The sequence below is a fragment of the Stenotrophomonas sp. P5_A9 genome, assembly GCF_056400525.1.
The window spans coordinates 17,105-39,021 of sequence record NZ_JBFULC010000038.1; the positions used below are offsets into that span (position 1 = coordinate 17,105).

The following is a 21,917-nucleotide window of genomic DNA, read 5'->3' on the forward strand; positions in this document are numbered from 1 at the left end:
CCGCGGCGCGTCACATCCCCGATTCGATCATCTGCACCACGTCGGTGGCGCTGACCGGGTGGCTCAGCCAGTAGCCCTGGGCCAGGTCGCAGCCACGCTGGGCCAGCAGGTCGAACTGCACTTCCTGCTCGATGCCTTCGGCCACCACGGTGATCCCCAGCGCGTGGGCCATGGCGATGATCGCCGTGGTCAGGGCCAGGTCGTCCGGGTCGCGCTGCATGTCGGCCACGAAACTCCTGTCGATCTTGACCCCGTCCACCGGCACCTGGCGCAGGTGGCTCAGCCCGGAGAAGCCGGTACCGAAGTCGTCCAGCCACACCTTCACCCCGGTGCGGTGCAGCTTGTCGAGCAGGGCCGCGGCCAGCATTTCATCGCCGATCACCGCCGTTTCGGTCAGCTCCAGGTGCAGGCGCGAGGCCGGCAGGCCGGTGTCGCGCAGGCAGTCGGCGACCACGCTGGGCAGCTCGCCACCGCGCAGCTGGCGCGGTGAGACGTTGACCGAGACGAACAGGCCATCGTTGTCCACGCCGTGCGGCCACTGCACCGCTTCCATGCAGGCCGCACGCAGCACCTTGGGGCCGATCACTTCGATCAGGCCGCTCTGCTCGGCCACTTCAATGAACACCGATGGCGGAATCGTGCCCAAGGTCGGGTGCTGCCAGCGCAGCAGTACCTCCACCCCGACCATGCGCCGATCGCGGGTGCGGAAGATCGGCTGGTAGACCAGCCGCAGCTCGCCGCGCTCCCACGCCCCGCGCAGCTCCTGCTCCATGTGCACGCGCCGTTCCACCGCATGGTCCATGGCCCGGCTGTAATAGCGGTAGCAGTTCTTGCCGGCCATCTTGGCTTGGTACATGGCGATGTCGCCGTTCTTCAGCAGCGTGGTGGCATCGGCCGCATCGTCGGGGAACAGGGTGACGCCGATCGAGCTGCCCAGGAACAGTTCCCTGCCCTGCACGAACAACGGCTTGCCGAGTTCGCGCACCAGGATCTCGGCCAGCTGCCGCGCATTGGCGGCCACGTCGCCTTCGCCGAGCAGGATCACGAATTCATCGCCACCAAAACGCGCCAGCAGTGCCTCGTCCCCACCGGCCTGGGCCACGGCGGTGCTGATGCGCTGGGCGAACTGCAGCAGCGCCTCGTCGCCGGCCTCGTGGCCGAGGGTGTCGTTGACCCGCTTGAAGTCGTCCATGTCGGCAAACAGCAGCGCCAGCCGATGGTTGGACGCGCGCGCGGCCATCAGGCGATGGTCCAGCGCCTCGCGGAACGCCAGCCGGTTGGTCAGCCCGGTCAGCGCATCGGTGTAGGCCATGTGCCGCACTTCGCGGTCATGCCGGGCGATGGATTCGCTCATGCGGCCAAAGGCCCGCACCAGCTCGCCCATTTCATCGTTGCGCGTGCTCTGCCGCAGCTGCGGGCGGTAGTCGCCCGCCTCGATCTGGCGCGCGGCCGCGGCCAGCCAGCGAATCGGCGTGACCAGGCTGCGCTGCACATACATGATCATGCCCACGCCGATGCCCACCAGCAGCCCCAGCATCAGCAGCAACCAGCCCAGGTGGCGCTTGCCGACCTGCTGAAGGCGCTCGCCCAGGGTCTGGTTGGCGCGCAGCTCCATGGCCTGCACATCGTCCAGCGCCATGCCCACCCGCACGCCGCCGATGCGCTGGTTGCCGATCATGATCGGCATGGCGTTGTCGAGCACCTTGGGCGACTGCTGCACCACCAGCGTACGCGCGGCGACCGCACCGGCGGCCAGCGGGTCGCTCATCGGCCGGCCGAAATCGATCACCTCGGTGCTGCCGTCGTGGACCAGCTTGCCGTCCTCGTCGAACACCAGTACGTAGCGCACCACCTGCTGCCGCGAGGTATTGCGCACCAGCGCGCCGACCTGCTCCAGGTCGTTGTAGTACAGCGGGTTGGCCAGCGCGTCGGACAGCTCGCGGGCCAGCGCCTCGCCGCGGCTGCGCACGCTGCGGTCGAACAGGTCGTGGATGACGTTGCCGCTGAGGTGCTGCACCTCCCCCTGCATGGTCGCCTGGCGCCCCAGCACCACCGCCACGATCACCACCACCACCAGCATCGCGCCGCTCATCGCCAGCACGAACCGTGTCTGCATTCCGGAACCCAACAGCCTCATTCCACTTCCATCCGCACGCGAGCCAGCCCTTGTTTCAGTTCATCCAACCGGTGCTGCATCTGCGCATCCACCCGATGGAACCCGGACGTACCAAAAAACTTCTGCAGCGCATCCTGCGCCAAGGGATCTGCCGCGGCCTCCAGCAGTACCTGCTGCAGGCGATCACGCACGTTCGCATCCAACCCGGCGCGCACCATCTCCACCGCACGCGGGTACGGCTCGGTGCGATGGATGACGCGGAAGTCGCGCAGGAAATTGGCCGGGATCCGATGCCCGTCGGACCAGTCCACGCTGCTCACCGCGCCGGCATCGACCACGCCCTTGTGGACCAGGGTCGCGATGTTGCCCTCGGTGCGGGCGAACACATAGCCCACCGTATCCGGGGCGGCCGCATCGCGGGCGGACAACAGGATCTCCGGGGTCAGCCCCTCCTGCAACAAGGTCATCACCGGCACCAGGTAGGCGCTGGTGGAGGCCACGTTCTGCAGGGCCAGGGTATGCCCCTTGAGATCGGCCAGCGAAACGATCGGACTGTCGCGGCGGACGAAGAAGACGGTGTGGTAATCCCGCACGCCGCTGCGCTCGGTGAGCAGCAGGGGCTGTGCGCCGCTGCGCATGCCCAGCGCCACGGCGGTGCCGGAGGTCTCGGTGACCCAGTCCACGCGGCCGCGGCGCAGGTAGCTGCCCATCTGCTGGGCATCGGGCGCCATCAGGATGCGACCTTCGGTAATGCCGACATCACGCATGCGCGGGACCACGTAATCCAGCAGGGGTTGCAGTTGCGCATAGTGTGACTTGGGATTGTCGCTGATCCGTCCCAGCACCAGCACGTTGCCGGGATCGGCCATGGCAGGCCCGGTCATCCATGCGATGGCCAGACACAGCAGCGCCCCCTGCAGCAGCCATCGCAGACCTGATACTCGCATTCACTCCCCCCAAGGAATCCGAACAGCCTACCCGAAAAAGTGAGAACTGCGTCAGCTCATTCGGGGCGGTTGTTCGCCAATCTCGCCATCCGCTGTGCATCGGCGAGGATGCCGCGCAGCAGGCGGACTTCCTGTTCGCTCAGTTCGGTACGCAGGAAGAGGCGGCGCAGTTTGCGCATCGCCGAATCCGGTGCGCGGCCCTTGTGGAAGTCGATCTCGTCCAGGGTCTGCCCAAGCTGGCCGAACAGGCCTTCAACCTGGGCATGGCTGGCCGGCTGCTCGCGGTGTTCGGGGTCGGCCGGGGCCGCGCCTTCGACGCCGCCGAGCACGGCCATGCGCAGTTCGTAGGCCAGCACCTGCACGGCGGCGGCCAGGTTGAGCGAGCTGAAATCGGGATGGGACGGGATGTGCACGGCCAGGTGGCATAGCTGCAGTTCTTCGTTGGTCAGTCCAGTGCGCTCGCGGCCGAACACGAAGGCGACTTCGGCGTCGGGCTCGGCGGCCTTGGCCAGGGCGCGCTGGGCGGCCACGGTGGGCAGCAGCTCTTCCAGCTGGACCCGACGGGCGCGGGCGGTGCAGCCCAGCACGAGGGTGCAGTCGGCCACGGCCTCGGCCAGGGTGCCTACGACGGGGGCGTCGCCGAGGACGTCCTCGGCGCCGGCCGAGCGCCTGAACGCCTCTTCATCCAGCGGCTTTTCGGGGGCGACCAGGACCAGCCGGCCCAGGCCCATGGTCTTCATGGCGCGCGCCGCAGCGCCCATGTTGCCGGGGTGCTGGGTGCCGACCAGGACGAATCGGATACGGGACGGAGCGGTTTCAATGGACATGAACAGGCCAAACGCGAGCAGACAAGCCACAGATGGTAAACTGTGCGACCGGCCTCTGCGCCGGGACCGCTCTTTTCCCCCGCCAAACATACCCACTCTGCCTTTACGGGAGCTTTTCGCCATGCAGAAACCCGCCGTCACCGTCATGGTCAAGGCCGCCCGCCTCGCCGGCAACGTCCTGTTGCGCAACATCAACAAGCTCGAGGCGTTGAACGTCGTAGAGAAGGGGCGCATGGACTATGCCAGTGAAGTCGATGCGGATGCGGAAAAGGTCATCGTCAAGGAACTCAAGCGCGCCTACCCGGAATACGGGATCATGGCCGAAGAAGGTGGCCTGCAGGGTGTGAACCGTTACATGTGGGTCATCGACCCGCTGGACGGCACCAGCAACTACCTGCGCGGCTTCCCGCACTACTGCGTGTCCATCGCGCTGGTGGAAAACGGCGAGCCGATCGATGCGGTGATCTTCGACCCGCTCCGCAATGAACTGTTCACGGCCAGCCGTGGTGCCGGCGCGGTGCTCAACGACCGCCGTATCCGCGTGGCCGATCGCAAGGACATGAACGGTGCAATGATCCACACCGGCTTCGCCCCGCGCGAGCGCCAGCGCACCAGTGCGCAGCTGAAGGCAGTGGATGCGCTGCTGGTGCATGCCGAGGACGTGCGCCGCACGGGTTCGGCGGCACTGGACCTGGCCTACGTGGCCTGCGGCCGTGCCGATGCCTACTTCGAGGCCGGCGTGAAGGCCTGGGACATCGCGGCCGGCGTGCTGCTGGTGCGCGAGGCCGGCGGCCGCGTCTGCGACTTCAAGGGCGCCACCCCGGCCCGCATGGACAGCCGGGGTCCGGAGACCCAGCAGATTGTGGCCGGCAACGTGAAGAACACCGACGTGCTGCAGAAGGTGCTGGTCAACACCGGCTACGCGGCGGAGTTCGACGCCAAGTTCTGATCGGCCGCGACTGCGACAGCTTGAAACGGCGCCTTCGGGCGCCGTTTTTGTTTGTTGGTGGTGCAACGCAAACGCAGGAGCAGGAGCAGCCGCGGCGGCGGTGCGCGTCTGCTGGCTTGGGCGGGTACGGGTGGGTTGGCGGGACACGCCGTAAATCCCTCCATGGAGGCTCGCGTGCGCCATCCATGGCGCCCGACGGTCCCGCCAACCCACCCGTACCCACCTTTTGACAGTGTGCGGGTGCGCAACGAAAGAGCTGGAGGCGCGATCACGGCGCCGACCCGCACGCCTCCCGCCCTGACCGACTCAGGCCGCGACCCTGGCCGTTGAGCTGCCGTTGCGTCCAGAAAACAAAACGCCCGGCCAAGGGGCCGGGCGTTTCATTACAACAGGCCGCGATCGAAAATCAGACCACCGTATTGCCAGCCGCCTTCAGGGCGGCGATGCGCTCTTCCAGCGGCGGGTGGCTCATGAACAGCTTCCTGGCGGTCGAGCCGGCAATGCCGAACGCGGCGATCTGCGTCGGCAGCGTGCTCTGGCCGTGGTTGAGCTTCAGCCGCTCCAGCGCCGCGATCATCTTCTGGCGGCCGGCCAGGTGCGCACCGCCCGCATCGGCGCGGAACTCACGATGGCGCGAGAACCACATCGAAATCATCGTCGCGAACAGACCGAAGATCATCTCCAGCACGAACACGATCACGAAGTAGCCGATGCCGCGCCCGCCGCCCTCGCGGTTGCCCGACATCGCGCTGTCGATGAAACCACCGACGATCCGCGCCAGCACGATCACGAACGTATTCAACACACCCTGCAGCAGGGCCATGGTGATCATGTCACCGTTGGCCACGTGCGCGATCTCGTGGCCCAGCACCGCCTCGGCCTCGTCCTCGCTCATGTTGTGCAGCAGGCCGGTGGACACCGCCACCAGCGCCTTGTTGCGGTTGGCGCCGGTGGCGAAAGCGTTGATTTCCGGACCGTCATAGACCGCCACCTCCGGCATGCCGATACCGGCTTCGCGCGCCTGGCGTTCGACCGTGGCCAGCAGCCAGCGTTCGGTCGGATTGCGCGGCTCGGTGATCACCACCGCGCCGGTCGACCGCTTGGCCATCCACTTGGACAGCAGCAGCGAAATGAATGAACCCCCGAAGCCGAAGATGGCCGCCATCACCAGCAGGCCGCTCATCTGGCTGGGATTCACGCCCAGCACCGACATCACGATGCCCGCCAGGATCAGCACCGCAACGTTGGTCAGAAGAAAGAGAGCAATGCGACTGAACATGGGAAAATAGCGCTCGAAAGAGGTTGATGACTGCAAATCTGCGGGGACTTCATGTTGAATTCAAGTCGCAAACTGACCGACGATTCATAGTTCATGTCCATGACCCCCTACCGCGGCCGCTTCGCGCCCTCACCCACCGGCCCCCTGCATCCCGGCTCGCTGCTGGCCGCGCTGGGCAGCTGGCTGCTCGCCCGGCACGCCGGTGGCCACTGGCTGGTGCGGATTGAAGACGTCGACCCACCCCGCACCGTACCCGGCGCGGTGGATCAGCAACTGGCCGTTCTGACCGCCCTCGGTCTGACCAGCGACGGCCCAATCGTCCACCAGAGCGGGCGCGACAGCCTCTACCAGAAGGCGCTGGACCGCCTGCTGGACGAAGGCATGGCGTTTGCCTGCCACTGCAGTCGCAGCGACCTGGCCGACCAGCGCGGCATCCACCACCAGTGCGTGGCACGCAGCCCGCGCCCGCAACCGGCCATCCGACTGCGCGTGCCGCCGGGCAGCACGGTCCATTTCCAGGACGGCCTGCGCGGGGCGATCCAGCAGAACGTGCACGCCGAGGTCGGCGACTTCGTCCTGCGCCGCGCCGACGGCTACTGGGCCTACCAGCTGGCAGTAGTGGTCGATGACGGCGACCAGGGCATCACCGACGTGGTGCGGGGCGCCGACCTGCTCGACTCCACCCCGCGCCAGATCCTGCTGCAACGCGCGCTCGGACTGCCTACCCCGGCCTATCTGCACCTGCCCCTGCTGCTCGACACCGACGGCCGCAAACTCTCCAAGTCCGATGCCGCACGCCCCCTCGACCCCACCCGGCCCCTGCCCGCATTGCGCCAGGCATGGGCCGCGCTCGGCCAGGATCCGGCCTGCTTGCGCGCCGATGGCAACGTAGCGGACCTGCTGGCCCGCGCCCGCGCCGGTTTCGATCCCGCCCGACTGCCCCGCCACGACATCGTTGCACCGCAGGGCCGCGGCTGACCCCCCATTTGCCGCGGCGATGTTGCAGAATCGCTTTCCCCCTTGTTGGCCCTGCCTTTCGGAGTAGCAGCTCATGACATCTCGCGTCGCACTGGTCACCGGCGGTACCGGCGGTATCGGCACCGCCATCTGCCAACGCCTGGCCGACCAGGGCCATCGGGTCGCCACCAACTACCGCGACGAAGCCAAGGCCACGGCATGGCGCGAGATGATGCTGGCCCGCGGCTCGGACGTGGCGATCTTCCCCGGCGATGTCTCCAACCCAGACACCGCCGAGGCCATGGTCCGTGCCGTCGAAGCCGCCTTCGGCCCGATCGAGATCCTGGTCAACAACGCCGGCATCACCCGTGACACCACCTTCCATCGCATGCGGGCCGACCAGTGGCACGACGTCATCAACACCAACCTCAACTCGGTGTTCAACGTCACCCGCCCGGTCATCGAAGGCATGCGCCGGCGCGGCTGGGGCCGGGTCATCCAGATCAGCTCGATCAACGGCCTCAAAGGCCAGTACGGCCAGGCCAACTACGCCGCAGCCAAAGCCGGCATGCACGGCTTCACCATCTCCCTGGCACGCGAGAATGCCGGCTTCGGCATCACCGTCAACACCATTTCCCCCGGCTACGTCGCCACCGACATGGTGATGGCCGTGCCTGACGAAGTGCGCGCCAAGATCATCGCCGACATCCCCACCGGCCGCCTCGGCAAGCCCGAGGAAATCGCCTATGCGGTGGCCTTCCTGGTCAACGAAGAAGCGTCGTGGATCACCGGCTCGAACCTGGACATCAACGGCGGCCACCACATGGGCTGGTAGAGCCGACCGTTGGTCGGCTGCTTTCCGCAGCGCATGCGCAGCCGACCAACGGTCGGCTCTACGGAATCCGCGCGGAGCACTACGCTGCCGCCGCGGTCCGAGAAACCGTTTGCAGGCCCAACCGGCTACGGCCCCGACATGGAACCGGCAAATGCTGCACCCCGCGCGAATCCATGCTGCGCAACATGAATTGATTCCAATACCCCGCCGCATGGGCCTTTCGGCGGTTGCATGTGCTGCTGCACTGCGCCATGCTGCGCGCCTACTGTGATGAGTGACCGTTTCATGGCTGCGAACCGCATTATCAAGAAATACCCGAATCGCCGGCTCTACGACACCGAGATTTCCAGCTACATCACCATCGAAGACGTGCGCCAGCTCATCCTCGACGGCGAAGACTTCGAAGTCCGTGACGCCAAGAGCGGCGACGACCTGACCCGCTCGGTCCTGCTGCAGATCATCGCCGACCAGGAACAGGACGGCGAACCCATGCTGTCCACGCAGCTGCTGAGCCAGCTGATCCGCTTCTACGGCGACTCCCTGCAGGGCTTCATGGGCAATTACCTGGAGCGCAGCATGCAGGTCTTCCTCGACCAGCAGCAGCAGTTCCGCCAGCAGATGGGCAACCTCCTCGGCCAGACCCCCTGGGCGATGATGAACCAGCTCACCGAGCGCAACCTCGAACTCTGGCAGGATTTCCAGCGCAACATGGGCACCGGCGGCGCCGGCTTCGGTCCCCGTCCCGGCGGCACCTCCACCGGTACCGGCGCGGGCACGGCCAAGCCGGACACCCCGGCACCCGGCACGGGCAAGACCCGCCGCTGAGTTACCCGCGGGGTCACAACGAAAAAAGGCGCAGCCCTCCGGCCGCGCCTTTTTCGTCTCCGCCCTCAGCGTCTGATCAGCGCTTGGGCTTGGCGCAGCCGGTGCACACCCGCTCCACCTGGAAGCCCTTGGCCTTCAGTTTCTCCACCACGCCATCGTTGCCCAGCAGGTGCAGCGTGCCGACCACCACCAGCGTGCCCCCCTGCCCCGCCTGCAGGTACTGCTGCAGCTTGGGCACCCAGGCATCGTTGCGGTCGGTGTTGATCCGCTTGTACAGCTGCGGGTACTGGCCGCGCATCTGCGCMGCCATCGACGTCCACAGCAGCTTGTCGTCGCCACGCCGCCACGCATCGTGCAGCTTGCGGCCCTCGACATCGGCCTTGTCGGCCTGGTCCAGCGCCTCGGCCACCATCTGCTGCTGTTCCTGCGCCGACATCCCCGACAACACCCCGACCTGCGTATCGATGTCCTCCAGGCCCGAGGTCGGCTTGTTCGCGGTGGCCGCGCGCTCCATGAAATGACGGTCCAGCCCGAGGTTCGGGTCCAGCCCCATCTTGGTGAACTGGCCCAGGGTGATGGTCAGCCCGACGAACCAGGGCTTCATCCCCTGCAGCTGCGCCAGCGGCAGGTTGTTGGCACTCGCGTAGGCCTGCAGCTTGGTCCAGGTGGCTGCATCCAGGTCGCGCTTGAGCTCGGTGCCATCGGTGCGCATCGCCGCCTGCAGCATTTTCTGCGGCAGCTGCGGCGACTGCATGTCCTGCGGCGACAGTTCAAACACCACCCGCTTGGACGCGGTGAACGCCTGCTCAACGTCGGCCGACAGCGGATAGTCCTGCGCACGCAGCAGATGGAACGAGCCCAGCAGGTACACGCGGCTATCGCCTGGCCCGGTCACCTTCCACAACAACGGCACCGGCGGCGCCACCTTGGCGGCGGGCGCATCGCCGCGCGCCTGCACCGCACCGCTGCCCAGCAGCAGCCCGGTGGTGATCAACAATGAAGACATCAGTCGCGGCAACATCGACATGGGTCAGGCCTCTCCTTCAGGGGCGTGGTAGGCCTGCTCGCCGGCGTCGATGCGCAGGTCCAGGCGGTTTTCCGGCGGTGCCAGCGGGCAGGTCGCGAACGGAGTGAATGCACAGGGCGGATTGTAGGCGTGGTTGAAATCGATCAGCACCCGGCCATTGGCATCCGGTGCGGGCAGGTCCAAGTAACGCCCGGCCGGGTAGCTGCCGTGGCCACTGGTGCGGTCGACGAAGATCACGAACAGCTCGCGCCCGGGCTCACCGATCGCTTCGAGCGTCCACGTGCGGCCGTCGCGCTCGAACGCCAGCGTGCCGGCATTGGGCATGTCGGTGGTCAGCCCGGTGATGTCGATGATCGGCAGGGTCTTGCCGGGTGGGTGCGGGACGAAGCGTGCACTGATCCGCCACGCGGCGCCGCCGGGCCAATACTGCAGGCCGGCGAAGTGGGTGCGGCTGTGCGCGTCGGCATGCTTGACCCGCAGTGCGTACCGCTCGCCGCGATGGATCAGGCTCAACTGTCCCTTGCCGTCATCGAAGCTGATCAGGGTCGGGGTGGGATCGCGATCGCTGAAGAAGCGGATGCGCCCGGTCACCGGCATGTCGCCCACGCGCAGCGCAACACCGCGCTCGGGAGTGAACCACACCGCATCGCCCTGGCGCGCCACCATGCCCAGCTTGTCCGGGCCTACCGCCAAGCGGATGCCGCTGCCCGGGCCGCGGCCGATGTAATGCGCCTTGTACTCCAGCCAGTGCAGGCCCACCAGGCTGGTCCAGCCATCGGCGGCATGCAGCTCCTCGTAGCGTTGCAGGCGCCACTGCTGCTGTTCGGCGGCGAACGCGGGATCGTCGGCCACCGCCACCGGTGKCTGCGGCGTGTTCCCACAGGCTGCCAGTCCCAGCGCCAGCATCGCCGCGCCAAGTCCCCTTCCCCAAGTCTGCATGACTCTCCCCTTCAACGTCCGCGCAGGAACCAGCGGTCCATGTCCGCCAGTGAAAAACGTGCCCAGGTCGGTCGGCCGTGATTGCACTGACCCGAGCGTTCGGTGTTTTCCATGTCGCGCAGCAGCGCGTTCATTTCCGGCACGGTCAGGCGCCGGTTGGCGCGCACCGCGCCATGGCAGGCCATGGTCGACAGCAGCTCGTCGCGGGCACTGGCGATGCGTCGGCTTTGCCCGTGTTCGCGCAGGTCGGTGAGCACGTCGCGCAGCAGGCCTTCCGGCTCGGCGTTGGCCAGCAACGCCGGAATGCTGCGCACATGCAGCGATCCAGGACCGGAGCGGGTGATTTCAAAGCCCAGCGCAACCAGGGTGTCGGTCTCGCGCTCGGCGGTATCGGCATCGCGCTCGCCCACCGCCAGCGTGATCGGCACCAGCAGCGGCTGCGCGTGCAGGCCCATGCCATCGTGCGCGGTCTTCAGGCGCTCGTAGCCGATCCGCTCATGCGCGGCATGCATGTCCACCACGATGAGGCCTTCGGCATTTTCAGCAAGGATGTAGATGCCGTGCAGCTGCGCCACCGCATACCCCAGGGGCGGCACGCCACTGTCGGCGGCGGTCATCGGCAGGCCGCCTTCGCTCGGCATCGGCGGCAGCCCAGCGGACACGCCGGCACCGGCGGGCGTCGCATACAGCGCGGCATACGCCGTGGGGGCATCGGCGACCTGCAGGCCCAGCGGCGATTGCTGCGGACGCCATTGCGCGGACATGCCACCGCCGCCACCGCCACCGCCCAGCGCGTACCCGCCGCCCGGTTGCGCATACCCGCCGGCGATCGCGGCGGCAGGTACGCCCGCGTGGCCCTCGACACCGGCGCCCGCCTGAGTCATGCCGGCACGGGTTTCGGCCAACGCTTCCTTCAAGGTGCGGTAGACGAAATCGTGGATCAGGCGGGCGTCGCGGAAGCGCACCTCGTGCTTGGCCGGGTGCACGTTGACATCGACCCGGGTCGGGTCCAGTTCCAGGAACAGCACGTACGCCGGTTGGCGACCATGGAACAGCACATCGCCGTACGCCATTTTCACCGCGTGGGCGACGCTGCGGTCGCGTACCGAACGGCCATTGACGTAGAGGTACTGCTGGTCGGTGCTGGCGCGCGAATAATGCGGCTGCGCTATCCAGCCATGCAGGCGCAGGCCGGCACCGCTGTGGTCCACGCGCAGTGCCTGCGCGGCGAAATCCTCGCCCAGCGTTTCGCCCAGGCGCGCATCCGAATACAGGTCGCCGGGCTTGTAACGGCGCGACGGCTTGCCGTTGTGCGATACGCGCAGTTCCACGTCCGGGCGCGCCAACGCCAACGACCGCAGCCACTCTTCGATGTGGCCCAGTTCTGTGCGCTCGGCACGCAGGAACTTGCGCCGCGCCGGCACGTTGTAGAACAGTTCGCGCACTTCCACCGTGGTGCCCGGGGCATGCGCACGCGGCATCACATCGCCGAGCTTGCCGCCTTCGATCTGCAGCGATGAACCATGCGCGTCGGCGGCGCGACGGGAAGACAAGGTGAACCGGCTGACCGAGGCGATGGACGGCAGCGCTTCGCCACGAAAGCCGAGCGTGGCCACCGACTCCAGATCATCGAGGCTGGCGATCTTGCTGGTGGCGTGGCGCGAGACCGCCAGCGGCAGTTCTTCCGGCGCGATGCCACCGCCATCGTCACGGATGCGGATCAGCCGCACGCCGCCCTCTTCCAGGTCGATATCGACCCGGGTGGCACCGGCGTCCAGTGCGTTCTCAACCAGTTCCTTGACCACCGATGCCGGGCGCTCGACCACTTCGCCGGCCGCGATCTGGTTGATCAGGATCTCGGGCAACTGGCGGATGCTCATGCGCGCCTCCGGATAGCGAAGGCGGAGGCGATGGGAATTCGGGGGCAGGACTTCATCGGTAGATGATAGCGTAGCGCCGGGCTATGCCTGGCTGCGACGCTGTGGGGCTGATCGTTGGTCGGCTGCCTTTGACGACGCCGATGTCTCCGGTGCCGTAGAGCCGACCGTTGGTCGGCTGCCCTTGACGATGCCGATGTCTCCGGTGCCGTAGAGCCGACCGTTGGTCGGCTGCCTTTGACGACGCCGATGGCTCCGGTGCCGTAGAGCCGACCGTTGGTCGGCTGCCTTTGGCGATGCCGATGTCTCCGGTGCCGTAGAGCCGACCGTTGGTCGGCTGCCTTTGACGATGCCGATGGCACCAGAATCAACAGCCAGCCGACCAACGGTCGGCTCTACAGGCGGATTACTTGCTGCCACCTGCAAACGTACTGGCCGCTTCGATCTCGGCTTCGGCACGGGCGGCATACAGCGTGCCCGGCGGCGGCTGGCGGCTGAAGAAGGTATGCACGCCATCGAGCACGGCACCGGCAATCTGGCGCTGGTAGGCCGGGTCGATCAGGCGGCGCTCTTCGTCCGGGTTGGAGATGAAGGCGGTTTCGACCAGCATCGCCGGCATGTCCGAGGTGCGCAGCACCGCGAAGTTGGCGCGTTCGATATTGGGCTTGTGGTTCTTGCCGATCCGCTTGAGCCCACCCAGCACGTGACCGGCCGCGTCTTCGGAGGCCTTCATGTAACCGCTCTGGGCCAGGTCCAGCAGCACGTTGGCCAGGGTGCCTTCGGTCTGCTGCAGGCGCACGCCGCCGACCAAATCGGCGGCGTTTTCCTTGTCGGCCAGCCAGCGCGCACGCTGCGAGGACGCGCCCTTGGTGGAGAGCACGTAGACCGACGAACCGGTGGCCGCGCGGTTTTCAGCAGCGTCGGCGTGGATCGAGATGAAGATGTCGGCCTTGGCCGCCCGCGCCTTCTGTGCGCGCATCGGCAACGGGATGAACACGTCGGTATCGCGGGTCAGGTAGGCCTTCAGGCCGGGCGTGGCATTGACCTGCCGGGCCAGCTCGCGGGCCACCGCCAGGGTGATGTCCTTCTCGCGCTTGCCGGTCGGGCCGACAGCGCCCGGATCCTGGCCGCCATGGCCGGGATCGATCGCCACCACCAGTGGCCGCATGCCCGCGCGCATCTTGATCCGCGAGGCGTCGCTGGGCATCGAAGGACGCGGCGGCTCGGCCGGCGTCACCGCGACCGGCGCAGGCGCGGTCACCACCGAAGCCGTGGCCTGGCCGGACAGGATCGCCGCCGGAGAAGCCGAATTGCTGGCCGCGTTGGCGTTGCCGGCGGCAGCCACGTTCACTGCCGTCGCCGTGGGTGCGGCGGCGGGCGTGGGAACCGGCGTGGCCGCCGTCGCGCTGGCCTGCTGGCGCACCGAGGCGGTCAGCAATGCGGTGGCACGCGCGGCATCGCTGCGCGCCTGCGCGGCTTCGGCGGCGGTCGGGGCCTGGGGTGCGCTGGGCACCACCGCGGTCGGCGGCGGCGCGCTGGCCGTCGCCGGTACGGCAGAAGGTGCACGGGCGACACTGGCCGGGGCATCGCCGGGCCATTCGATCACCAGCCGCGATTCATCGCCCTGCTTGACCATCTGCGGACGGAACGGCGCCACCGATTCGGCGAGGTCGAACACCACGCGGAAGGTGCCGGGCACCGGCTGGCCGGTACGAACGGCAGTGACCACGCCCTTGGGCGCAGGCAGCTTGAGGTTGCGGATCGCGCTGGAGTCCGGGAAATCCACCACCAGGCGGTTGGGACCGGCCAGCGACAGGGTCTTGTAACCACCACTGCCGGTCAGCGCGATTTCCGCGCGGGTGCCGGTGGCGCCGGTCTCCAGACCCACCTGGCGGACCTCGCCAGCCCACGCCAAGGCGCTCGCCAGACAGAGTCCGACGGCGGCACAGATGGCGGTGAGTGGTTTCCCCATTGGCATGGGTCAGGATTCAATCACCGCGCTGAACGAAATGCAACTCCTTTTCCCTTAATAATCCGTAACCTGCCGGTGTTTCCTACTGTCAGCCGACAGAAACAGCCTGCAAGTCGCCCCCTTGAGGCAAGCGGGTGAGCCATTCGCGACCGGCGTCGCTGGTCGCGGTGAGACGCGCGCGGCGTCCCTGCCCTTCGATTTCCAAGGCGATGACCAGGTCGGTCGGTGGTAGCGCGCCGGCGCCGCGCTCGGGCCATTCGACAAGCCACAGCGAGGCGCTGCCCTCGTCCAGGCCCAGGAAATCCAGCTCTTCGGCTTGGCCGATGCGGTACAGATCCAGGTGCCAGGCCTCATGCCCATCGTCCAGCGGATAGCGCTCGACCAGGGTGTAGGTGGGGCTGCGGATCGCGCCCTGCACGCCCAGCGCACGCAGCAGTGCGCGCGCCAACGTCGATTTGCCGGCGCCAAGGTCGCCCTGCAGTTGTACCACCGCCTGGGGCGGACGGGTGGCGGCCAGCCACTGCCCGAGCAGGTCGGTGTCGTCGGTCTGGGCGAGGAAAAACGTGATCATGCGGTGGAAGGTTCCGGATTGACCAGGCGGCGCAGCGGCACCAGCAGGTCGGTGGGGAGCAGGCCACGCTGGCCTTCGCGGGCGGCGGCATCGCCGGCCAGCCCATGCAGCAGTGCACCGCTGCTGGCGGCATCGAACGCGTCCAGGCCCTGTGCGCGCAGCGCGGCAATGATGCCGGTCAACAGGTCGCCCATGCCGCCGACGGCCATGCCCGGGTTACCCGCGGCGATGACCCGGGGCCGTTGGCCGGGGGCGGCAACCACGCTGCCGGCGCCCTTCAACACCACCACCGCGTGGAAGCGCTCGGCCAGTGACTGGGCGCTGCCGTAGCGGTCTACCTGGATCTGCGCGGTGCTGCAGCCGAGCAGGCGTGCGGCCTCGCCCGGATGCGGGGTCAAAATCGCGTCGTCCAGCGGTTGCGGGTTCCTGGCCAGCAGGTTCAGCGCGTCGGCGTCGATGACCAGCGGCTTGCCGCTGCCCAGCACCTGCCGCCAGAGCTCGTGCGCCCAGTCGTCCTGGCCCAGCCCGGGCCCGATCGCGACCACCTTGGTGCGCGGCAGCAGCGCCTGCAGGTCCTGCGCGTCCTCGACGGCATGCACCATCGCTTCGGGCAGCCGCGCCAGCAACGGCGCGACATGCACCGATTGCGTCGCCACGCTGACCAGCCCGGCGCCGGTGCGCAGCGCGGCTTCGCTGGCCAGCATCACCGCCCCGCCGCTACCGCGATTGCCGCCCACGCACAGCACATGGCCGGATTCGCCCTTGTGGGTGTTGGCGCGCCGCGCCGGCAGTTGTGCGGCAAGCCGCGGCGGCTGCCACGAGCACGCCGCAGGCAGCACACCCGCATCGGCCGCCTCGGGCAACTGCAGCGGTGCCAGCCGGCGCCCGCCGATGTGTTCAAGTGCATCGCCGGTATACAGCCCGCGATGGCGCACGATGAATTGCAGGGTCACGCTGGCCCGCACGGCAGCCCCGGCGACCGCGCCGCTGTCGGCGTCCACCCCGCTGGGCACATCCAGCGACAGCACCGGTACGCCGGCGGCGTTGATCGCCTCGATCAGCGCCTGCGCCGGCCCGCTCGGCACGCGGTTCAGGCCCAGCCCGTACAGCGCGTCCACCAGCACGTCGGCGTCCGGCAGCGCATCGGTGAAGACCTCCACCTGCCCGCCAGCGGCCAGCCAGGCCTGCAGCGCATCCTGGGCCAGCGGCGTGGCGGCGGCATCGGTGGCCAGCCGCAGCACCTGCACCTGGCGTCCGGACTGGCGTGCCAGCCGGGCCAGCACATAGCCATCGCCGCCGTTGTTGCCGGCGCCGACCACCACACAGATGCGCCGGGCCTGCGGCCAACGCTCCAACAGGCAGTGCCAGGCGGCCTGCCCGGCCTGCGCCATCAACGACGCACCGCCATCGCCCAGCGCCGCGCTGGCCTGGGCATCGATCCGGCGCGCGGCGGATACATCGAACAGTTCAGCAAGCTGGGGCATGCCGGGATTCTATACTTGTCGCCATGTCCGCTGTTCCGTTGCCCGCCCCCATCGACCTGGCCCGCGCCACCCAGCGCGTGCGGGAGATCGCGCGCGCGCACGGCTTCCAGCGCTGCGGCGTGTCCGGCATCGACCTGGGCGAGGACGAGGCGCACCTGGCCGACTGGCTGGGCAAAGGCCTGTACGGCACGATGGACTGGATGGCCCGGCACGGCACGATGCGCGCGCGCCCGGCCGAACTGCTGCCCGGCACCGTGCGGGTGATTTCCGTCGGCATGGACTACGGCCACAAGGACGATGCGCAGGCGTGGAACACGCTGCACGACGCCGACCGCGCCTATGTGGCCCGCTATGCACTGGGCCGCGATTACCACAAGTTGATGCGCAACCGCCTGCAGAAGTTCGCCGATGCGATTGCCGCGGAGATCGGCGCATTCGGCTACCGCGTGTTCGTCGATTCGGCGCCCGTGCTGGAACGCGCCCTCGCCCGCAATGCCGGGCTGGGCTGGATCGGCAAGCACACCTGCCTGATCGACAAACAGGGCGGCTCGTGGTTCTTCCTCGGCGAGATCTACATCGACCTGCCGCTGCCGGTGGATGCACCGGCCAGTGCGCACTGCGGCAGCTGCACGCGCTGCATCGATGTGTGCCCGACCCAGGCGATCATCGCCCCGCAGCGGCTGGATGCACGGCGCTGCATCTCCTACCTCACCATCGAACACGACGGCGCCATCCCCGAAGACATGCGCCCGCTGATGGGCAACCGCATCTACGGCTGCGACGACTGCCAGCTGGTCTGCCCCTGGAACAAGTTCGCGCGGCGCACCGACGAACCGGATTTCCGCGCGCGCAACGATCTGGACACTGCCTCGCTGGCGCAGCTGTTCGCGTGGGAGGAAGACGAGTTCCTGCGCCGCACCGAGGGCAGCCCGATCCGGCGCAGCGGCCACGAGCGCTGGCTGCGCAACATCGCCGTGGCGCTGGGCAATGCCCCCACCCATGCCGACACGCTGGCCGCCCTGCACGCACGCGGCGAACATGCCTCGCCGATCGTGCGCGAACATGTGCAATGGGCGCTGCAGCAGCACGCCGCGCGCGACCCGGCGCCATGAAGCTTGTGCGACCATAGGTGCCCGTTCGTAGCGTTTGACCCGTCCATGGACCGCAGCACGCAGATCCTTACGCCCAGCCAGCTCAACATCCTGGCCCGCGACCTGCTGGAAGGCGCGTTCCCGCTGATCTGGGTCGAAGCCGAACTTGGCAGCGTCACCCGGCCCGCCTCCGGGCACATGTATTTCACCCTGAAGGACGCGCGCGCGCAGATCCGCGCGGCGCTGTTCAAGCCCAAGAGCCAGTGGCTGAAGTTCATCCCGCGCGATGGCATGCGCGTGCTCGCGCGCGGCCGGCTGACCCTGTACGAAGCCCGTGGCGAGTACCAGCTGGTACTGGACCACATGGAAGAAGCCGGCGAAGGTGCGCTGCGCCGCGCCTATGAACAGCTCAAGGCGCGCCTGGAGGCCGAAGGCCTGTTCGCGGCCGAGCGCAAGCGCCCGATGCCTGCGCACGTGCGGCGCCTGGCGGTGATCACCTCGCCCACCGGCGCGGCCGTACGCGACGTGCTCAGCGTGTTGCAACGTCGCTTCCCGCTGCTCGAAGTGGACCTGCTGCCCAGCCTGGTGCAGGGCGACAGCGCCGCGGCACAGATCACCGCGCTGCTGCGCGCGGCCGATGCCAGCGGCCGCTACGACGTGATCCTGCTGACCCGCGGTGGTGGCTCGCTGGAAGACCTGTGGGCGTTCAACGATGAACACCTGACCCGCGCCATTGCCGCCAGCCAGACCCCGGTGGTGTCGGCGGTGGGTCACGAAACCGACTTCAGCCTGGCCGATTTTGCCGCCGACCTGCGCGCGCCCACCCCGTCGGTGGCCGCCGAGCTGCTGGTGCCCGATCAGCGCGACCTGCACCTGCACGTGCGCCGGCTGGCCGCGCGGATGGTGCAGCTGCAGCGCCACGGGCTGGGCCAGGCCATGCAGCGTGCCGACCGCGCCCTGCTGCGCTTGAACGCGCAGGGACCCCAAGCGCGCCTCCAGCTGATGCAGCGCCGTCATCAGGACCTAGCCCGGCGCCTGGCCGGGGTCTGGCGGCAGCAGCACGAGCGCCGCCAGGCACAGCTGCGGCATGCCGCCGTGGTGTTGCGCAATGGCCACCCGCAGCGCCGTCTGGACGCCCTGCGCGAGCGTCTGCAGCGGCTGCAGCCGCGCGCCGATGCAGCCATCGGCCGCCAGCTGCAGCGCGACCAGCTGCGCCTGCGCGCACTGGCCCGTTCAATGGAAGCGGTCAGCCCGCTGGCCACGGTTGCGCGCGGTTACAGCATCCTCACCCGCGAAGACGACGGCAGCCTGGTGCGCTCCCCCCTGCAGGTCAGCCCCGGCGACGCGCTCAAGGCCCGCGTGCAGGACGGGGTGATCGAGGTGGTGGTGAAGGAACCGGCGCGCTGAAGCGCCAGCGTGGCGGGCAGCCTGCGCTGGTTTACTGGTGCGCGCTCTCGCAGTACTTCTGCCGGTACTCCATCGCCTTGGGCATCAGCGCCTGCAGGTTCTGGATGCGCGTGCCCGGGTTGGGATGGGTGGACGAAAACTCCGGCGGCGCCTGCCCGCCGCTGCTCTGGCCCATCCGCTCCCACAACGGCACCGCTTCGCGCGGGTCGTAGCAGGCCGCAGCGGCCAGCATCAGGCCCACTTCATCGGCCTGGGTTTCATGGCTGCGCGCGTACGGCAGCAGATACCCGTAGCCCATCGCCGACATCATCATCTGTTGCTGCTGCGGGTCCATGCCACTGGCCGCGCCGGCCATCTGCCCGATCTGGGTGAGCTTCTGCTGGGCCATGCGCTGCGCGCCGTGGCGCAGCAGGGCATGGGCGATCTCATGGCCCATCACCACCGCCATCGCATCTTCGGTGCGGGCCACTGGAATCAGTCCGGTGTACACCGCCATCTTGCCACCCGGCAGGCAGAACGCATTGGCCTGTTCGGAGGGAATCACGTTGACCTCCCACTCGAAGTCGCGCGCGAAATGCGCCGGCTTCAACCCGTGTTCTTCGGCGAGCGCAGTCTCCACCACGTCCACCTTGGCGATCAGGCGCTTGGCGATCGACTGGATCTCGCGCGACTGCGGCGCATTCGGATCCAGCGGCCGCTCCTGCGCCAAGATCTCCTGGTAGGCCTGCAGGCCGAGCGCCTTTTCCTGGGTGGCATCGAGCGAACTGTCGATCAGCACGCGCTCACCGGTATACGGATCCACCGCGCGGTTGGAGAACCAATAGAACGCCGCATAGCCGGCGAAGGCCAGCAGCACCCACCAGCGGATGTTGCCGAACAGCCCCGGGCGGCGGGCCCGACCCTGCTGTTGACCACCGAACGGATCGTTGCGCATGTTGCAGATTCCCTGGCTGGATCGGCACACCCTGGCCGACACGGCGCCATCTTAGTGGCTGCGCGGGGATTTGACGTGAGTGCCGGGACACGCCCGGCATGGCTCAGATGCCGCGCACCAGACGGAAGCCGATGCGGGCGCTGGTCGTATCTGAATCCTGCGATTGCCGCCACGCCGCGCGCGTCTGGTCCGGTGCATTGGCCCAGTTGCCGCCGCGGATCACCCGCTGCCGGCAGCCCGGGTTGAACCAGGCCACCCCGTCGGACGGCGCGCGCCGGTAGCTGGCGTGCCAGCAGTCGGCCACCCACTCGCTCAGGTTGCCGGCCACGTCGTGCACGCCCCAGGCGTTGGCATCGAACGTGCCTACCGGCGCCGGCCCCCACCAGCCGTCGCTGTATCCCACGAACGCGTTGTACCAGTGCCGGCCGGACGGGGAGACATCCTCGGCACCGGTGAAGTTGCCGGCATTCGGCGGCGGCGTGCCTGCATCGCCCCACGGATAGCGGCCGCTGCTGCCGGCACGCAGCACGTATTCGAATTCGGCCTCGCTGGGCAGACGGTAGGAGCGGCCGGTCTGCTCGGACAGCCAGCTCGCGTAATTCTCGGCGTCGCGCACGCTCACATGCATCACCGGCGAGGTCGGGATGGCCGGTACGCCGTTGTACCCGGACCGCCAATCCACCCCGCTATGCCGCACGAAGTTGCCGCTGCGCTCGTCGTAGACGATCGAATGGCCGCGCCGGGTGGCGCGCGGGCGGGCGTTGCTGGCCTGCACGTAGCGACGGAAGTCGGCCACGGTCACCTCGGTGATCGACATCGCAAAGCCCCGCTCGAACCGCACGTAGTGCGACGGCTTCTCCGCATCGCTTGCCCCACGCTCGTTGTCGCCCGCGCCCATCTGGAAGCCGCCGTGCGGCACCACGATCATCTGCGGACCGCGCCCGCCATCGCGTAGCGCGTCGCTGAACACCTGCCGCGGCCGGAAGCTGCCGTAGTGGGTAACAAGTTCGATGCGCTCCCGCAGCTGGCCCACCACCGGGTCGCCGGGCAGCGCGATGCGCAGGGCGTCTTCGAGCTTCTCGCGCGCCGCCTTCAAGCCTTGCGGGGTGGTCAGGTCGCGCAGGCCCTCATCGCGCAGGCGGGTGAGCGTATCGGCGCGGATGCGCTCGACCCGTTCGAACGCGTCGGCGATGGTGATCGACGAGTCGCGCACCTTGGCCGCCTCGGCCAGCCAGGTGCCGGCGCTGGCGAAATCCCCCGCGCGGGCGGCGGTTTCGGCACGGCCGATCAACGCACTCTCGGCGGCGGCCAAGCCCTGACGCGCGCGCGCGTCGTCCGGATTCAAGGCCAGCGCTTCGCGGAAATTGGGGATGGCGCCATCGCCATCTTCGCCCACCCGGTCGGCACGCAGGTCGTCTTCCCCGGCCCGGTTGTAGGCGATCACGCGCTGGGCGATCTCCACGCGCGACTGCAGTTGGCGCACGCGCGCATCGTCGGGCGCAATCTCGAGCAGCACCAGCGCCATCTCACTGGCCTGGGCCAGCGCTTCACGCTGCTTCAGCGGCCGCGACAGCAGCGCGGCGGCCTCATCCAACAGGCGCTGACGTGCCCGCTTCAGGCCGGCCAGGGCCTGGCGGTCCTTGCCGTCGTGCTGCAGCAACGCCAACCAGAGCGGAATGGCCGCCTCGGCGTCGGCGTACAGCCGGTCGTGTTCGAAGGCCTGTGCCGCCTTGCGCCGCGCCGCCGCCACGCCGTCATCGGCGATCTGCACCGCCGGTGGCTGCCAGCGCGCCACGGTTTCGGCCGCGTCCTCTCCCCCGATGGTCACCTGCGCGACCGGCGCAGCGGCTGCAGGCGCGCTGCGCGCCGCCGGCCGGGGC

18 protein-coding genes are annotated in these 21,917 nt (G+C 68.5%); 6 read left to right on the forward strand and 12 right to left on the reverse strand.

What is annotated here, in order from left to right; all coding sequences use genetic code 11:
• Positions 1–10: 10 nt before the first annotated feature.
• The 3 genes from AC1DR7_RS12990 to AC1DR7_RS13000 are packed head-to-tail and all read right to left on the reverse strand — an operon-like array spanning position 11 to position 3,890.
• Entirely contained in the window at positions 11–2,137 is a 2,127-nt protein-coding gene (locus AC1DR7_RS12990; RefSeq protein WP_256774718.1) for a putative bifunctional diguanylate cyclase/phosphodiesterase, read from the reverse strand.
• Positions 2,134–3,063 carry a phosphate/phosphite/phosphonate ABC transporter substrate-binding protein gene (locus tag AC1DR7_RS12995; protein ID WP_457318746.1) on the reverse strand — a complete coding sequence of 310 codons (930 nt, stop codon included), beginning with the start codon at positions 3,061–3,063 and terminating at the stop codon, positions 2,134–2,136. The genes AC1DR7_RS12990 and AC1DR7_RS12995 overlap by 4 nt, the downstream gene beginning before the upstream one ends.
• 56 nt (positions 3,064–3,119) lie before the next feature.
• Positions 3,120–3,890 carry an RNA methyltransferase gene (locus tag AC1DR7_RS13000; protein WP_256774716.1) on the reverse strand — a complete coding sequence of 257 codons (771 nt, stop codon included), beginning with the start codon at positions 3,888–3,890 and terminating at the stop codon, positions 3,120–3,122.
• Positions 3,891–4,011: 121 nt separating this feature from the next.
• On the opposite strand from AC1DR7_RS13000, the gene AC1DR7_RS13005 reads away from it, so the two are divergent.
• A complete protein-coding gene (locus AC1DR7_RS13005) occupies positions 4,012–4,839 on the forward strand; it encodes an inositol monophosphatase family protein (RefSeq protein WP_256774715.1) in 828 nt (275 codons plus the stop codon).
• Positions 4,840–5,245: 406 nt separating this feature from the next.
• Here the strand turns inward: AC1DR7_RS13005 and htpX are convergent, their stop codons facing one another.
• Positions 5,246–6,118, reverse strand: a complete 873-nt coding sequence (gene htpX, locus AC1DR7_RS13010; RefSeq protein ID WP_256774714.1) for a protease HtpX — start codon at positions 6,116–6,118, stop codon at positions 5,246–5,248.
• A gap of 93 nt (positions 6,119–6,211) precedes the next feature.
• Here htpX and gluQRS point away from each other — a divergent pair, with 93 nt between their 5' ends.
• The 3 genes from gluQRS (at position 6,212) to phaR (ending at position 8,735) form a co-directional block, all read left to right on the forward strand.
• Entirely contained in the window at positions 6,212–7,096 is an 885-nt protein-coding gene (gene gluQRS, locus AC1DR7_RS13015) for a tRNA glutamyl-Q(34) synthetase GluQRS (RefSeq protein WP_457318412.1), read from the forward strand.
• A gap of 73 nt (positions 7,097–7,169) precedes the next feature.
• Positions 7,170–7,910 carry an acetoacetyl-CoA reductase gene (gene phbB, locus AC1DR7_RS13020; protein ID WP_256774712.1) on the forward strand — a complete coding sequence of 247 codons (741 nt, stop codon included), beginning with the start codon at positions 7,170–7,172 and terminating at the stop codon, positions 7,908–7,910.
• A 285-nt stretch (positions 7,911–8,195) separates the two neighbouring features.
• Positions 8,196–8,735, forward strand: coding sequence for a polyhydroxyalkanoate synthesis repressor PhaR (phaR, locus tag AC1DR7_RS13025; RefSeq protein ID WP_256774711.1), 540 nt, complete (start codon positions 8,196–8,198; stop codon positions 8,733–8,735).
• 76 nt (positions 8,736–8,811) lie between these two features.
• Here the strand turns inward: phaR and AC1DR7_RS13030 are convergent, their stop codons facing one another.
• The 6 genes from AC1DR7_RS13030 to AC1DR7_RS13055 all read right to left on the reverse strand — a co-directional run bounded on the left by AC1DR7_RS13030 (position 8,812) and on the right by AC1DR7_RS13055 (position 16,605).
• Entirely contained in the window at positions 8,812–9,762 is a 951-nt protein-coding gene (locus AC1DR7_RS13030; RefSeq protein ID WP_457318411.1) for a TraB/GumN family protein, read from the reverse strand.
• A gap of 3 nt (positions 9,763–9,765) precedes the next feature.
• The gene (locus AC1DR7_RS13035; protein WP_478076511.1) at positions 9,766–10,701 is read right to left on the reverse strand and encodes a DUF1684 domain-containing protein; all 936 of its coding nucleotides are present in this window, start codon (positions 10,699–10,701) and stop codon (positions 9,766–9,768) included.
• An 11-nt stretch (positions 10,702–10,712) separates the two neighbouring features.
• Positions 10,713–12,581 (reverse strand): DNA mismatch repair endonuclease MutL, encoded by a 1,869-nt coding sequence (gene mutL, locus AC1DR7_RS13040; RefSeq protein ID WP_478051749.1) that lies wholly within the window; start codon positions 12,579–12,581, stop codon positions 10,713–10,715.
• 403 nt (positions 12,582–12,984) lie between these two features.
• A complete protein-coding gene (locus AC1DR7_RS13045; RefSeq protein WP_457318408.1) occupies positions 12,985–14,550 on the reverse strand; it encodes an N-acetylmuramoyl-L-alanine amidase in 1,566 nt (521 codons plus the stop codon).
• 88 nt (positions 14,551–14,638) lie between these two features.
• Positions 14,639–15,121, reverse strand: coding sequence for a tRNA (adenosine(37)-N6)-threonylcarbamoyltransferase complex ATPase subunit type 1 TsaE (tsaE, locus tag AC1DR7_RS13050; protein WP_457318407.1), 483 nt, complete (start codon positions 15,119–15,121; stop codon positions 14,639–14,641).
• Positions 15,118–16,605, reverse strand: a complete 1,488-nt coding sequence (locus tag AC1DR7_RS13055; RefSeq protein WP_457318406.1) for an NAD(P)H-hydrate dehydratase — start codon at positions 16,603–16,605, stop codon at positions 15,118–15,120. Before AC1DR7_RS13055 ends, tsaE begins: the two co-directional genes overlap by 4 nt.
• Before the next feature lie 23 nt (positions 16,606–16,628).
• Between AC1DR7_RS13055 and queG the strand changes: the two genes are divergently transcribed.
• Both queG and xseA read left to right on the forward strand, forming a co-directional pair.
• Complete coding sequence (queG, locus tag AC1DR7_RS13060; protein ID WP_457318405.1) at positions 16,629–17,717, forward strand: tRNA epoxyqueuosine(34) reductase QueG; 1,089 nt, start codon at positions 16,629–16,631, stop codon at positions 17,715–17,717.
• Positions 17,718–17,762: 45 nt separating this feature from the next.
• Entirely contained in the window at positions 17,763–19,103 is a 1,341-nt protein-coding gene (xseA, locus tag AC1DR7_RS13065; protein WP_457318404.1) for an exodeoxyribonuclease VII large subunit, read from the forward strand.
• Positions 19,104–19,134: 31 nt separating this feature from the next.
• Here xseA and AC1DR7_RS13070 read toward each other — a convergent pair whose 3' ends face one another.
• Positions 19,135–20,037: a M48 family metallopeptidase gene (locus AC1DR7_RS13070; protein WP_256774703.1), complete on the reverse strand. Its 903-nt coding sequence runs from the start codon at positions 20,035–20,037 to the stop codon at positions 19,135–19,137.
• Positions 20,038–20,140: 103 nt separating this feature from the next.
• The coding region (locus AC1DR7_RS13075) for an SUMF1/EgtB/PvdO family nonheme iron enzyme (RefSeq protein ID WP_478076512.1) at positions 20,141–21,917 on the reverse strand (1,777 nt) is incomplete at its 5' end.

What these genes read in the sequence shown, in the direction of transcription:
- tsaE (WP_457318407.1), bottom strand. Translation starts at nt 15,121, where the DNA reads ATGATCACGTTTTTCCTCGCCCAGACCGACGACACCGACCTGCTCGGG.
- AC1DR7_RS13000 (WP_256774716.1), bottom strand. Translation starts at nt 3,890, where the DNA reads ATGTCCATTGAAACCGCTCCGTCCCGTATCCGATTCGTCCTGGTCGGC.
- AC1DR7_RS13045 (WP_457318408.1), bottom strand. Translation starts at nt 14,550, where the DNA reads ATGGGGAAACCACTCACCGCCATCTGTGCCGCCGTCGGACTCTGTCTG.
- mutL (WP_478051749.1), bottom strand. Translation starts at nt 12,581, where the DNA reads ATGAGCATCCGCCAGTTGCCCGAGATCCTGATCAACCAGATCGCGGCC.
- queG (WP_457318405.1), top strand. Translation starts at nt 16,629, where the DNA reads ATGTCCGCTGTTCCGTTGCCCGCCCCCATCGACCTGGCCCGCGCCACC.
- htpX (WP_256774714.1), bottom strand. Translation starts at nt 6,118, where the DNA reads ATGTTCAGTCGCATTGCTCTCTTTCTTCTGACCAACGTTGCGGTGCTG.
- gluQRS (WP_457318412.1), top strand. Translation starts at nt 6,212, where the DNA reads ATGTCCATGACCCCCTACCGCGGCCGCTTCGCGCCCTCACCCACCGGC.
- AC1DR7_RS13005 (WP_256774715.1), top strand. Translation starts at nt 4,012, where the DNA reads ATGCAGAAACCCGCCGTCACCGTCATGGTCAAGGCCGCCCGCCTCGCC.
- AC1DR7_RS13055 (WP_457318406.1), bottom strand. Translation starts at nt 16,605, where the DNA reads ATGCCCCAGCTTGCTGAACTGTTCGATGTATCCGCCGCGCGCCGGATC.
- AC1DR7_RS12990 (WP_256774718.1), bottom strand. Translation starts at nt 2,137, where the DNA reads ATGAGGCTGTTGGGTTCCGGAATGCAGACACGGTTCGTGCTGGCGATG.
- xseA (WP_457318404.1), top strand. Translation starts at nt 17,763, where the DNA reads ATGGACCGCAGCACGCAGATCCTTACGCCCAGCCAGCTCAACATCCTG.
- AC1DR7_RS13070 (WP_256774703.1), bottom strand. Translation starts at nt 20,037, where the DNA reads ATGCGCAACGATCCGTTCGGTGGTCAACAGCAGGGTCGGGCCCGCCGC.
- AC1DR7_RS12995 (WP_457318746.1), bottom strand. Translation starts at nt 3,063, where the DNA reads ATGCGAGTATCAGGTCTGCGATGGCTGCTGCAGGGGGCGCTGCTGTGT.
- phaR (WP_256774711.1), top strand. Translation starts at nt 8,196, where the DNA reads ATGGCTGCGAACCGCATTATCAAGAAATACCCGAATCGCCGGCTCTAC.
- phbB (WP_256774712.1), top strand. Translation starts at nt 7,170, where the DNA reads ATGACATCTCGCGTCGCACTGGTCACCGGCGGTACCGGCGGTATCGGC.